Here is a 13,497-nt window from a genome sequence, read left to right on the forward strand (position 1 = left end):
AGTTGTAATCATTTTGACTTTTGATTTTTAAATGCCGATTAGCTTACCAATTTTTAATTTTGCCGTTCTTCCAAACAATATTTAACAATCAACAGGCAATTTCTACTATCTGAATCACGTTCATATACAACTTTATCCGCCAAGCGGCGGAGTAAAAACCATCCATATCCACCCACTTGTAGAGTCCCCGGTTCTGGCTCAGTGATTACATCGGGATTAAATGGTTTTCCGTAATCCCAAATTCTCACCTCTAGCCTATCAGTCCATAAACTGACTTGAATTTCTATAGTTGTTTCCGGTGGTAAAGCATGATGAGCATGACGAACTGCGTTAGTAAAACCTTCTGCTAAAGCTAGGTTAAGACGATAAATTTGGCTATCTGACCAGCCATATTTAGGTAAATATTGCTGACAAAATTCTTCAAACCATTGTTGTACTGGATTTAAGAGCTTAAGATCGCTCCTTACCGTCCGATGGTCTTGCTGCACTATGCTAAGCATTGACCGTGACTTGAATAGAAAGTAATTGAACAGTAGTTCTGTTTTTTGTGAAATAATCTTCCCGCAATTCTAGTTCAGTTAGCGTCTGTTGATCTTCAAAAGTATATCTGTTTCAAAATACCAGTAACAATTAGACCATCAAATAATTACGGCTATTTGTTTGTCAGATATTATCCTGTATATACTCATGAAAATCACAGACGCTACTAGATTTAGTGTTAACTGTAACTACCTTAGAATAATCCTAAAGTTAAGGATTTGTCTAATGGCATTGCAGCACCAATACCTAACCAGATGGTAACAAGAGTACCAAAAAGAAATACTGTTGTTGCTACGGGACGACGGAAGGGGTTTTGGAACTTATTCACGTTTTCCAAAAAGGGAACGAGAGTTAATCCCAAGGGTACAGCAGCCATTGCTAACACACCTAATAGTTTACTAGGTAGTGAGCGGAGAATTTGGAATACAGGATATAAGTACCACTCTGGCAAAATTTCCAAAGGAGTAGCGAAAGGATTGGCTGGTTCACCTATTAAAGCGGGATCTAGAACTGCTAGAGCCACAATACAGGCGAAAGAACCCATAATTACGACTGGGAATATATAGAGTAAATCGTTAGGCCAAGCGGGTTCACCATAGTAGTTGTGACCCATGCCTTGGGCAAGTTTAGCTCTTAATTTGGGATCGCTTAGATCCGGTTTTTTTTGGGTTGACATTTTTAAATGCGCTCTCCGGCTGAAGTGAAGTTAAAGTATTGGTGGAAGCTGTCAACAATACAACTAGCTCAAGTTTCCGATAGTAGTTTATGTCTACAACTTACAAGTTATTTTCTCTTTAGTTTAAAACAAACTACGATGATCTGGAAACACAAGTTTTGCCTATTTGCTAATAACTTTGATTACAAAGGTCCAGAAATACCTTGTTTGCGAATCATCAGGAAGTGAAACAACATGAAGACGGCAATTAACCAAGGGAGAACGAAGGTGTGGGCGCTGTAGTAGCGGGTAAGTGTGGCTTGACCAACACTAGAACCACCACGGAGTAAATCGGAGATGAGAACACCGACTACGGGAATGGCTTCTGGTACACCACTAACAATTTTTACAGCCCAGTAACCAATTTGATCCCAAGGGAGGGAGTAGCCTGTTACACCGAAAGAAACAGTGATAACAGCAAGGATAACACCACTGATCCAGGTCAATTCGCGGGGCTTTTTGAAGCCACCTGTTAGGTAAACTCTGAATGTGTGGAGAATCATCATCAATACCATCATGCTGGCTGACCAGCGGTGAATGGAGCGAATTAACCAACCGAAGTTGACTTCATTCATGATGTACTCTACGGAGGAGAAAGCTTCGGCAACGGTGGGTTTGTAGTAGAATGTCATCGCAAATCCAGTGGCGAACTGGATCAGGAAGCATACTAGGGTAATTCCACCTAAACAGTAGAAGATGTTAACGTGGGGAGGAACGTATTTGGTGGTGATATCATCAGCAATTTCTTGGAGATCCAAGCGTTCCTCAAACCAGTCATAGACGTTAGCCATACAATCTTAAAGTCCTAAAAATAGATTGCGGTTGATAAGTTTTGTTATGCGAAGCTTAGTCAGCCATGACTATTCAACTAACCTCAGTTAGAGGGTTCACTTCTCGCTTCATCCAAGAGAATGGGGTTCTACTTGTCCACGAGCGTAGATTTGGGTGTAACTCACCCTATTTTTGATAAATCTTCCTGTCTTCTTGTCTTTACGAGCCAACGCTAACTATGTTGACTCCAAAGATGATTTTATCGTTGATCAGGAAGAATGGGCAGCTCATAAATTTGGACTAGCAACTTTATGAGAAGAATGCACTTCTTCTATAAAAAAAGTAACATAGTCGAGAGATAGATTTCATCAGCAACTGAGCATTACAGAAATTTTTAGGGAATTTAAGTCTGAGATGGCACTGAAATTAGGGTTCATTCACAAACGGGTTTGGCGGCTAGGATGCTTACTGCTATTGCTTTTTGGTTTGGTGTTTGCAGGATATGTTCCGCCGGCTTCGGCTTTGACTCCAGAACAGAAGTTAGTTTATGAAGTATGGCGAATTGTTAATCGCTCTTATTTGGATGGGACTTTTAACCATCAAAGCTGGCTTGATGTGCGACAAAATGCGTTAAAAGGACATTTTGCTAATCATGAAGCAGCCTATACTACTATTCAGGCGATGCTAAAGAGTTTGGATGATCCTTTTACCCGGTTTCTTGATCCTGAGAAATATCGCAGTTTGCAAGTTAGCACTTCTGGAGAGTTAACTGGTGTAGGATTACAAATTACTCTCAATCCCCAAACTGGTGTTTTGGAGGTGATTACACCCATTAATAATTCTCCAGCGGATAGGGCGGGTTTAAAACCACGCGATCGCATTTTGAAGATTGAGGGTTTATCTACAGAGAATTTGACCCTTGATGAGGCGGCGGCGCAGATGCGTGGATTAAGAGGCAGCGTGGTTACGCTTTTAATTGGCAGGGAAGGAGAACAGGATCAGGAGGTTATCTTGGTGCGCGATCGCATTTCGCTGAATCCTGTTGTTTCTGATTTACGATTATCCCCCCAAGGAACCAAGATTGGCTATCTATCACTGAGTCAATTTAGTGCCAATGCTGTTACTGAGTTGGCACAAGCTATTTCTATTTTAGAAAAAAAAGGCGCGTCTGCCTATATTCTTGATTTAAGAAATAATCCCGGTGGACTCTTACAAGCGGGAATTGAAACTGCTCGTTTATGGTTAGACTCTGGCACAATCGTTTACACTGCCAACCGTCAAGGCATTCAGGGAACCTATGAAGCCTTTGGACCGGCTTTAACCACAGATCCTTTAGTAATTCTCGTTAATAAAGGAACTGCCAGTGCCAGTGAAATTCTCGCGGGTGCATTACAAGATAATCATCGCGCCCAATTAATTGGGGAAACAACTTTTGGTAAGGGTTTAATTCAATCTTTGTTTGAATTGTCCGACGGTTCTGGTTTGGCGGTGACAATTGCTAAATATGAAACTCCTAACCATCGAGATATTAATAAGTTGGGAATTAAGCCTGATCAAATTATTCCCCAACCATCACTTAACCGGGAGCAAATCGGCACAAAGGCAGATACTCAATATCAGGCGGCTGTAGAACTATTGAGTCAGAATTTGGTAATGGGTAATGGGTAATGGGTAATTGGTAATTGGTAAGAATTTCTTTCCCTATTCCCTCTTAACTGCCCCTGCCCCTGCCCCCTGCCCCTGCCCCCTGCCCCTGCCCCCTGCCCCCTGCCCCTGCCCCTGCCCCTGCCCCCTGCCCCCTGCCCCCTGCCCCCTCTTAACTGCCCCCTGCCCCCTGCCCCCTGCCCCCTGCCCCCTGTCCCCGTGGCGTAGCACCTGTCACCTATTCCCCTAAATTCAAGTTGGTGATTTTTTGGTAAGCTTGGTCTATACAGGGTTTACCTCTGAGGTAGCCTGTATTAGCACCGGGGCATAAATAAGTTAAAGTTTGTGGTGTGAAGCGATCGCTTAATAACTTAACGCTTTTAAGTTGTCGTAGCCAATGAAAAGTTTTAGAAGTGCGTAGTGGCATAGGTTCACCATGCTGGTTAGGAAGTAAATGCCGTCCCGAAAATAACACGCCATCAAATTCACGATAATATAAACAAGAAGAGCCCGGAGAATGGCCCGGTGTCCAAATTATTTGCGTTGTGGCATTGAGAGTGAACTCATGAGTAAAAGTGGTGACAGTTGAACCGGGCAATAAATAGGCTTCTTGTTCTTGGATGAGAATTTCGCAATTTAAGATTTGCTGATATTCTGCGGCTTTACCAATAGCACCACGATGACTGATAAAAAACCACCGAATTCCCCCATGTGAGGACAAAAAATCCTGGTTTATTTGTTCTAAAGCTGGGCAATCTATGAGAATATTTCCTTCATTGCTGATAATGAAGTAAGATGTCCCTCCTAAAGTGTCCCGATTAGGTGGAAAGGCAAAAATACTGTTATTCGTAAAAATCAGAGGATTTTCTGGCGTTGACGGGCTTTTTGTCAAGATAGAACGTGGTGGTTTAGTCTTGTAACTCGACTGCTGGGGAAAAGAAGACATAAATGAAAAAACTCAAACTGAGGAGTGGTGAACAATCAGGTTACAGTGTATTCACCATGACTGTGAACTGTGATTGAAAAATTAAGGCGTGCAGTCTTGCTTATAATTAAAATCTGTAACAAAAATTATAGGTAAGGCATTTTATCAAACATAGTGAAAATAATATGGCATTTTGGTTTCTCCTCCTTCTGGGGTCATTGACTTATTTAATGATGCAACAAAGCGTTGCACGGGCTACAAGAACCCCTGTATGGTTATTGTGGCTGGTTTTAATGACACCTGCATTTGTATTGACTGGTTGGACGCTGATATATGGTGCTAAACAAGCTCCCCCATCAGCATTGATTCTTTGGGTATCGGGAGGTTGTTTATTATTATATTGGGTATTGTTTAATCGGGGTCGGCAATTACCCGTAAATCCAGAAAATCAATCTCCAGAAAATCTATCACCATCAAATAATCATCCTCCCCTAGAAACAGCGCCTGTCCGTCCCATAGACTTAGCAGAAGAAAGCCGACTACGAAACTGCTTTCCTTGGTCTGTCTATTATGTGCAAAATATTGAGTACCGTCCCCAAGCAGTAATTTGTCGGGGACAGTTGCGAACTATGGCTAGTGAGGCTTATGAGCAAATTAAAACTAATATTGAAGGACAATTTGGCGATCGCTTCTTAGTCATATTTCAAGAAGGAATGAATGATAAACCCTTCTTTGTATTAGTTCCCAATCCCCAAGCAGTTAAACAAAATCACCAACAAAACGCAGAAAAAATTTCCGAATCAGTCTTAGCATTACTATTGTTAGTAGCAACTTTATTCAGCACCACTTTTATCGGCTTGAAAATTGCGGGTTTTAATATCACCCAACTAGAATCTGATTTCACATTATTTTTTCAGGGTTTACCTTATGCTTTGGGCTTAATAACTATCTTAGGAACTCACGAACTAGGTCATTATTTAACAGCAAAATTCTACAAAATTCGCACCACATTACCCTATTTTATTCCTATACCTTTCTTCTTAGGCACATTTGGTGCTTTTATTAAAATGCAGAGTCCCATACCTCACCGCAAAGCGTTATTTGATGTGAGTATGGCTGGTCCATTGGCAGGATTTATTATGACTATACCTTTATTAATTTGGGGTTTAGCTCATTCAGAAATAGTAGCTTTACCCGAAAAAGCCGGACTTTTAAACCCCAATGCACTCAATCCTAAATATTCAATTCTATTAGCTTTACTCTCAAAGTTGGCTTTAGGAAGTGAATTAACTGCAAAATCTGCCATTGATTTACATCCAGTTGCAATTGCAGGTTTCTTAGGATTAATTGTCACCGCATTAAATTTGATGCCTGTGGGACAGTTAGATGGTGGTCACATTGTCCATGCTATGTTTGGACAACGAACTGCTGTGATTATTGGTCAAGTTGCCAGATTATTATTACTAATGCTTTCGTTTATCCGAGAAGAATTTTTATTTTGGGCAATTATTTTATTATTTGTTCCCTTAGTTGACGAACCTGCTTTAAACGATGTCACGGAATTAGATAATAAACGTGATTTTATGGGATTAATGTCAATGGCTTTGTTACTGTTGATTGTTTTACCATTACCCCAAGTTTTAGCTAATTTGTTGCATATATAAGAGGCAAGAGGCAAGAGGCAAGAGTGAAGAGGGTTTGGGCGATTTTACATTTCTTTACACAGTTTGGTTTTATTGTGTTCACCTACTTAATGACCAATGACCCATTACCAACCTCAATATTGTAAGTAATTGGACAAAAATATTTACAGTCATTGCGAGGGAAGGGAAGCAATCACAACCCTGGCGATTGCTTCATTTCACTTCATTTCACTTCGTTCCATATGGCTAACGCCACGCAACGCTTACGCAATGACATTGTGTAATTAATTCTGTCTCACTACTTAGTCTAGGATTTTTGCGAATTAGCGGCTTCAGTAGCCTTTTTAGAAGCATCTGTGCTACCCATACGGATTTCAGAAGTGAAGGAAGCCATACTAAAGCCACCAAATCGCTTCAGCACACATATCCGCATCCGTAGATTAGGACTGGCAAACCATAGCCTTTCTTCAGACCACATGGTTTCATACTCAGTAATCAGAGTTAAAGCACCATCGTCACCGATTTTATAGCTACCAGAAACGGGGGCTTTTTCGGCATAACCCATTGCTCGGAGTAATTTACCTTCATCTGGGTTATCTATATTGGGGACTGTGACTAAAACAGTCGAACCCTGATGTTTTTCTTCGTCCCATTCCATTGTGCCATTCCAGATAACTCGCGCCCCACAGGAAGCCGTATTTGGCGCAATTTCATGCTGTTCACACAGTTCAATTACTTCTGGATGATCAGCGGCTAACATCTCAATTACGATGTCCGATTTGCCGTCTTCTGACTGCTTGAACGCTAAATGGTGACTGGTGCGATGGGAAAACCACTTTCCAGCACTTAATTCAAAAAATTCTTCAATGTTCATAAATAAAGTTGTCCTGCATCACAATTTTAACAATGCCTTTTATTATTAAAAACTAGGAAGCGACTTTAAGTTCAACTAAGGTTGTTGGTTATTGGTTTCTTCAAGTCTTTGTAGAGAAATCCTGGCTGATTCAGCAACGTTTTTATGACTATCTTTCTCTAGATATTTTAAGGCAGAGACACTCTTAGGAGTCGGTAAATTGCCTAAAGCCTCAGCTAGTCGTTGTCGCACTAACCAATCCTCTGATTGGGCAAAACGGAGAATATGTGTCACAGAATCTATATCGCGGATTTCTCCCAAAGCTGAAATAGCCGCTTGTTGAATGACTATTTCTTCGCTATTTAACGCTTGGATGAGAATATCATGGGCGCGAGGGTCTTTGATATTACCTAAAGATACGGCAGCACTAAATCGCACCAGCCAGTCCGTATCTTCATAAAATGCCCGTGATAGCACTTCTAATGCTCTATTATCTTCTAGATATCCCAATGCACCGGCAGCATCAGCGCGGATGCCATAATCTGGATCTGTTTCTAAAATTTTCACCAGAATAGAATAGCACTCTGGGGTTTTTTTGATTCCTAGAGCGAATATTGCCATTGAGCGCAGTTGCAGGGATTCATCATCTAGAACCTTTTTAATTAAAGGGACTGCATCATCGGCAGATATATCACGCAAACTAGCAAGAGCTACCATGCGATCGCGCAAATTTGGACTTTCTAACTGAGTCGCAATTACTTCTAAACTTGGAGCAGCCATTTATTTGACAGCAATTTCTTAATTTATCTTTACTTTAACGTAATTAGCGCAGTCTAAACTATGATTCTTGTGATTCTGACGATTTAGATGCTTTTGGCGATAATAAACCCATTAATCATCTAAATCAAAGAGATCACACAAATCATAGTTCAGACTTTGGTATGATATCGTCACTTAAATAACAGTAAAACTTCACACCTATACTGTGTCTTTAGTAAGAGGAGAATAGATCGGAATAGACGTAGGGTTAATGGAACGACTGTTAAAGACAGCGAAATTACCATTAGGAGAATGATCATGGTTTTAGTTAGCGATCGCCCGGGTACGAAAAAAATCACCAGCTTACAACAGCAGCTTATCTATGAAATGAACATCATGTTCGATGCTGAAAATCATTTCTTAGAAGCCCAGCAAATGATGTGGCAATGTTGTCAAAACAGTAAATTGAAAGCTGTAATTGAGCCACATATTCCAGAAACCGAACAGCATATCGAAAACCTGAAACAGGTGTTAAGTATTCTAGGAGAACAACCACAACGAATTACCTGTGATGTTGCGGCTGGTTTAGTTAGTGAAGGTCAAAAATTTGCACTTCTAGCTGCCGATAATGCCAAAATTAGCGACTTAGGACTGGCAGAATGGCACATGAGGATTGAACAACTGGAAATCACTTGTTATCGTAGTTTAATTAAGATAGCGGAACAAATGGGACAAAACCAAGTTGTCCAGTTGTTGGAGCAAAACTTACACCAAGAAGAACAGACAGCACAAAAGCTGGAACAATTGATGATGCAGTTAATTCAAGAAGCAAAGCAAACTGAAGCTAAGGCTACTGCTAAGGCTCGTTAGTCTGATTGGTATGTTCTAGGAAAACCCAGTTTAAATTATCATGTTTAAGCTGAGTGTTTTCGGATATTATAATCCCCGATTTTTCATGCTTCGGGGATTTTAATTTGCGAATTTTCATCACTCAAATCTCAAAAATCTATAAATCAGGAGGCAGAATTACGTTATCAATTGCATGAACAACACCGTTACTACCTTGGATATCTGCCTGAGTTACCTTGGCATCATTTACAGTTACACCTGTAACTGGGTCAACTTTAACATTAATAGCACCCCCTTCTACGGTTTTCACTTCCCCAGATTTTAAGTCAGTGGAGAGGACTTTACCAGAGACTACATGATAAGTTAATATCTTGACCAATACTTCCTTATTTTCTGGCTTCAATAAATCCTTTAATGCGTCCGCTGGTAGTTTTGCAAATGCTGCGTCTGTAGGCGCAAAAATGGTAAAAAGACCTTTTCCTTGTAAGGTTTCTGTAAGTCCCGCTGCTTTTAAAGCTTTAGCGAGAGTTTTAAAAGATTCATTCTTCTCAAGCAAAGTCACTAAATTCACTGATGTCGACTGGGTGGGTTTGCTAACTGGTGTAGTGGGGACTTCTGTTGCTGGCTGGCTGGGTTCGGCGACCGGTGCGGTTTCACTAGGTTTGCTACCACGATTGTAAGGTGGTTCATTGAAAATATTTGGTCTGGGATTGCGGACTTCTTTGGCTGGAGATGGGATAGTAGTTAAAAGAGCGATACTCATTAATCCCATAATTGCTGTGATTTTGGGCAACAATTTGCTGTAATTAGCGTTCATAAATTTTGTTTATCCTGATTGCATACAAGTTATACCAAGATTTATCACATTTTGCCAACCAAAAAGGTTCTTGACTCAGGAACAAGATTTTTCGCAAAAATTGAGGTAAGGTGATCAAAGAATCTAAAAATCGGTGGTCAGGAGTAGGAATATTTATAATATCTAAGAGTTTGTTTGAAAAGTATTAGATGAAACCTATCCCCCCTTCCCTACCTCTCCCTAACTCTCTCCTAAGAGGCTATCACGTACACACAAGTTAAATTACCCCCCTTAATCCCCCCTTATGAAGGGGGGATTAAGGAAAAATTAGTTCCCTCCCCAAAGCATCGGGGAGGGTTAGGGTGGGGTAATTTGAGGAATAATGGTGATTTGATAACTTGTGTGTACACCGTAGCTCCTAAGAGGAGAGGGAAAAGGAACAACATTTAATACTGGAGAGGTTTACCAGAGGGATTTATTTATACATTAAAAACTTTTCAAACATCCTCTAACAAGTTCAACACTTTTATGCTATTTTATGCTATTTTATGCTATGAACTATTGGGAAAATTTCAAGTATCTCGAACAGTGCTAAATCAATTTATGTCCATAAAAATCCGAACCTGATTGTTGCACAAATTCGATTGATTTCCAACTTGATGGGCAACAACTTAACCAAGAAAATGGTAAATTTACAGGAAAAATGCTAAGAATTAAAGATACAATTATAAAATTAACGACTAAACAAGTTGCCGAATATACAATATGCTAGAACTATATCAGTGGGAATTATCTCAATTTTCCGAAAAAGTTCGTCTAATCCTAGATTATAAAGGACTAGAGTATCGCAAAATTGAAGTTGCACCGGGAATTGGCCAGTTAGAATTATTTCGTTTAACTGGACAAAAGCAAGTTCCAGTGTTAAAAGATGGCAATAGATATATTGCTGATTCTACAGAAATCGCTAAATATTTAGATTCAGAATACCCGGATTATCCGCTGATACCGATAGATCCCAAAAAACGCGCTTTGACTTTATTATTGGAAGATTGGGCTGATGAATCTATAGGTGTTAAAGGTAGAAAGGTTCTATTTGCAGCTATTAGTCAAGATCAGAGTTTTCGTAAGTCGTTGTTACCAGTTTCTACTCCAGATATTCTCAGAAGTGTTGTGGAAGGTGTTCCTAGTGATTTTCTGTCAGCGCTGGGTTTTGGTGTCGGTTTTACCCCAGATGTGGTAAATGCGGCTGTTACTAGCTTAAAACAAGATTTGGATATTATTACCCAATTATTAGTGGGTAGTCCTTATTTAACAGGTGATGAACCAACTTTAGCCGATTTAACAGTTGCTAGTTTATCCATGCTTTTGAAGTTTCCTGATGGTGCTTATTTGGATTTACCTGTATCTCTCAGAGGGAAAGGGTTAGCAAGTATAGCCAATAATCCTCATTATGAAGCATTTTTCGCTTGGCGCGATCGCATCTACTCTCAATTTAGAAAACCATTACCAGGAATCACACCACCCGTAGGAAATGCACCTACAAGCATTCAAATTGACTAAATAATTGGTAATTGGTAATTGGTAATTGGTAATTGGTAATTGGTAATTGGTAATTGGTAATTGGTAATTGGTAATTGGTAATTGGTAATTGGTAATTGGTAATTGGTAATAATTTCTTTTCCTGTTCCCTGTTCCCTGTTCCCTGTTCCCTGCTATAACAACGAACAACGAACAACAAACAAAAATGAATTTGGGATTACCATTAGGTTCTGTTATTGAAGGTTCTCTGACTGGGGGTTTGGAGGTCAGATTACACCCAGATATTTCTGTGGAAGATATGCGGGTAGGTAAATTTCTCGTGGTACAGGGGATGCGATCGCGCTTTTTCTGTATGCTAACAGATGTATCCTTGGGTATGGCGAATGACCGCATTACAGCTAGTCCTCCCAATTGGGAAGATAGTTTTTTGCGCGAAGTATTAGCAGGTAGCGGTACTTATGGGATGATCAACTTAGCACCCATGTTGATGTTTACCCCTGAATCTTCAGAATCTGGCTTTTCTAACAATGGTAAATCCCCTAATTCTTTTATCCCATCGTCCACTGGTTTAGCATCCTTTCAACCCCAAACCAGTACGACGATGGAATTATTACCTGTGAAAACTATTCCTAGTCACTTTAGCCAAGTTTACGAAGCCAATGAGGAGGACTTCCGCAAAGTGTTTGGCTGGGAAGATGACCCTCATCGTAACAACTTTTCTATCGGTAAACCCTTAGATATGGATGTGCCGATTTGCATTGATTTAAACCGCTTTGTGGAACGGAGTAATGGGATTTTTGGTAAATCGGGGACTGGGAAATCTTTCCTAACGCGCTTAATTTTAGCTGGGGTTATTCGTAAGAATGCGGCTGTTAACTTGATTTTTGATATGCACTCAGAATATGGTTGGGAAGCAGTCGCAGAAGGAAAGAACGTTAATACTGTAAAAGGTTTAAAACAACTATTTCCCGGACAAGTTGAAGTTTACACACTTGATCCAGATTCAACAAAACGCCGAGGTGTAAGAGACGCACAAGAACTATATCTAAGCTATGAACAGGTCGAAGTTGAAGATATAAAACTATGTAATCGTGATTTAGGACTTTCAGAAGCGGCTTTAGATAATGCTAATATCCTCTTTACAGAGTTGGGTAAATCGTGGATTATTCAATTACTAAATATGAGTAATGAAGATATTGAGATGTTTTGTGACGAAAAACGCGGACACAAAGGCTCAATTATGGCATTACAGCGGAAACTTTTTCGCTTAGATAGTTTAAAATATATGCGAAGTGCTTGTCCGCAAAATTATATTAAAAATATCGTCCAATCTTTAGAAGCTGGAAAAAACGTAGTTATCGAATTTGGTTCCCAGTCCAATATGCTCTCATATATGTTGGTGACAAATATGATTACCAGACGGATACATGAGCATTATGTCAAAAAAGCTGATAAATTTCTCCAAAGTAAAAATCCTTTGGATCGGCCGACACCATTAATGATTACAATAGAGGAAGCACACCGCTTTCTTGACCCAGGAGTGGTACAAAGTACAATTTTTGGAACTATTGCTAGAGAACTACGAAAATATTTTGTCACGCTTTTGGTAGTTGATCAACGTCCATCAGGGATAGATAATGAAGTCATGTCTCAGATTGGGACTCGAATCACCGCTTTGCTGAATGACGAAAAAGATATTGATGCTATTTTTACAGGTGTATCTGGTGCGGGTGGTTTACGCTCAGTCTTAGCTAAGTTGGACTCTAAACAACAAGCACTAATTTTGGGTCATGCTGTTCCTATGCCAGTAGTCGTGCGGACTCGTCCCTATGATTCTACCTTTTATTCCGAAATTGGTGCGATCGCTTGGGAAGAAAAAACAGATGAGGAAGTGTTCACCGCTGCTGAACTAGCAAAAGCAGATTTAGGATTTTAGTAGGAGTCAGGAGTTCAGGGAGAAGAAAGAAGTTAGAATCCCCATTACCCATTACCCATTACCCATTACCAATTACCCAAATAGCTCAAGTTCGGTTATCCGGCTAATCAAAAGCAACTTTCGAGGGATTTTCGCGTCACTATGGATATGCGAACACAGTTTTTGGAAGTTAAAAAACAATAGTTTCCATAATCATCAACTTTTTAGCTTGATTACTGGAGTATTTATTATCTGGGAACTTTACTATTGGCTCTGTTTGTCGTAACATAAAACCAATGTAAACTCATACTGACTCCGTTTTCAAAACGACTACTAGATAACTTAAACAAAAGAATTCTAGCCACCAACCCAATGTATTTCTGCTAAAACTCCAAAATCAAAATTATAGAGAGGGTAAGGAGACATATTTTTAGACTAACAACATCTTCATAAAGGTTGGATCAATATCAATCATGCTTGATGGTAGCTTTTCATATCCAGTGATGTATATTGTAAGCTTACGAATTGCCTTTGTTAAAAAAATATTG

Annotated in this window: 13 protein-coding genes; 5 read left to right on the top strand and 8 right to left on the bottom strand. The window is 39.8% G+C overall.

Annotation, left to right across the window (positions count from 1 at the left end):
• Positions 1–53 precede the first annotated feature (53 nt).
• The 3 genes from NG743_RS06280 to petB all read right to left on the bottom strand — a co-directional run bounded on the left by NG743_RS06280 (position 54) and on the right by petB (position 2,046).
• Positions 54–500 carry an ATP-binding protein gene (locus NG743_RS06280; protein WP_027404377.1) on the bottom strand — a complete coding sequence of 149 codons (447 nt, stop codon included), beginning with the start codon at positions 498–500 and terminating at the stop codon, positions 54–56.
• A 233-nt stretch (positions 501–733) separates the two neighbouring features.
• Positions 734–1,216, bottom strand: a complete 483-nt coding sequence (petD, locus tag NG743_RS06285; RefSeq protein WP_027404376.1) for a cytochrome b6-f complex subunit IV — start codon at positions 1,214–1,216, stop codon at positions 734–736.
• A 182-nt stretch (positions 1,217–1,398) separates the two neighbouring features.
• The gene (gene petB / locus NG743_RS06290) at positions 1,399–2,046 is read right to left on the bottom strand and encodes a cytochrome b6 (RefSeq protein WP_027404375.1); all 648 of its coding nucleotides are present in this window, start codon (positions 2,044–2,046) and stop codon (positions 1,399–1,401) included.
• Between the two features lie 394 nt (positions 2,047–2,440).
• Between petB and ctpA the strand changes: the two genes are divergently transcribed.
• Positions 2,441–3,694, top strand: coding sequence for a carboxyl-terminal processing protease CtpA (ctpA, locus tag NG743_RS06295; protein ID WP_027404374.1), 1,254 nt, complete (start codon positions 2,441–2,443; stop codon positions 3,692–3,694).
• A gap of 214 nt (positions 3,695–3,908) precedes the next feature.
• Here the strand turns inward: ctpA and NG743_RS06300 are convergent, their stop codons facing one another.
• The gene (locus tag NG743_RS06300; RefSeq protein WP_027404373.1) at positions 3,909–4,616 is read right to left on the bottom strand and encodes an MBL fold metallo-hydrolase; all 708 of its coding nucleotides are present in this window, start codon (positions 4,614–4,616) and stop codon (positions 3,909–3,911) included.
• Between the two features lie 164 nt (positions 4,617–4,780).
• On the opposite strand from NG743_RS06300, the gene NG743_RS06305 reads away from it, so the two are divergent.
• Positions 4,781–6,259 carry a site-2 protease family protein gene (locus NG743_RS06305; RefSeq protein WP_027404372.1) on the top strand — a complete coding sequence of 493 codons (1,479 nt, stop codon included), beginning with the start codon at positions 4,781–4,783 and terminating at the stop codon, positions 6,257–6,259.
• 286 nt (positions 6,260–6,545) lie between these two features.
• Here the strand turns inward: NG743_RS06305 and NG743_RS06310 are convergent, their stop codons facing one another.
• Entirely contained in the window at positions 6,546–7,112 is a 567-nt protein-coding gene (locus NG743_RS06310) for a phycobiliprotein lyase (protein WP_027404371.1), read from the bottom strand.
• Positions 7,113–7,187: 75 nt separating this feature from the next.
• On the bottom strand, positions 7,188–7,871 hold the full coding sequence (locus NG743_RS06315) for a HEAT repeat domain-containing protein (RefSeq protein ID WP_027404370.1): 684 nt from the start codon (positions 7,869–7,871) through the stop codon (positions 7,188–7,190).
• Between the two features lie 297 nt (positions 7,872–8,168).
• Between NG743_RS06315 and NG743_RS06320 the strand changes: the two genes are divergently transcribed.
• Complete coding sequence (locus tag NG743_RS06320) at positions 8,169–8,720, top strand: YciE/YciF ferroxidase family protein (RefSeq protein ID WP_027404369.1); 552 nt, start codon at positions 8,169–8,171, stop codon at positions 8,718–8,720.
• A 136-nt stretch (positions 8,721–8,856) separates the two neighbouring features.
• Here NG743_RS06320 and NG743_RS06325 read toward each other — a convergent pair whose 3' ends face one another.
• Entirely contained in the window at positions 8,857–9,516 is a 660-nt protein-coding gene (locus NG743_RS06325) for a fasciclin domain-containing protein (RefSeq protein ID WP_027404368.1), read from the bottom strand.
• 744 nt (positions 9,517–10,260) lie between these two features.
• Between NG743_RS06325 and NG743_RS06330 the strand changes: the two genes are divergently transcribed.
• A complete protein-coding gene (locus NG743_RS06330) occupies positions 10,261–11,055 on the top strand; it encodes a glutathione S-transferase family protein (RefSeq protein ID WP_027404367.1) in 795 nt (264 codons plus the stop codon).
• Here the strand turns inward: NG743_RS06330 and NG743_RS26830 are convergent.
• Positions 11,052–11,168, bottom strand: a complete 117-nt coding sequence (locus tag NG743_RS26830; RefSeq protein ID WP_371316531.1) for an alpha/beta hydrolase — start codon at positions 11,166–11,168, stop codon at positions 11,052–11,054. The two genes, NG743_RS06330 and NG743_RS26830, sit on opposite strands and share 4 nt — an antisense overlap.
• 71 nt (positions 11,169–11,239) lie before the next feature.
• On the opposite strand from NG743_RS26830, the gene NG743_RS06345 reads away from it, so the two are divergent.
• Positions 11,240–12,970 (top strand): helicase HerA domain-containing protein, encoded by a 1,731-nt coding sequence (locus NG743_RS06345; protein ID WP_027404366.1) that lies wholly within the window; start codon positions 11,240–11,242, stop codon positions 12,968–12,970.
• Positions 12,971–13,497 lie beyond the last annotated feature (527 nt).

It is taken from the genome of Dolichospermum heterosporum TAC447, assembly GCF_024584745.1.
Classification (GTDB): Bacteria; Cyanobacteriota; Cyanobacteriia; order Cyanobacteriales; family Nostocaceae; genus Dolichospermum; species Dolichospermum heterosporum.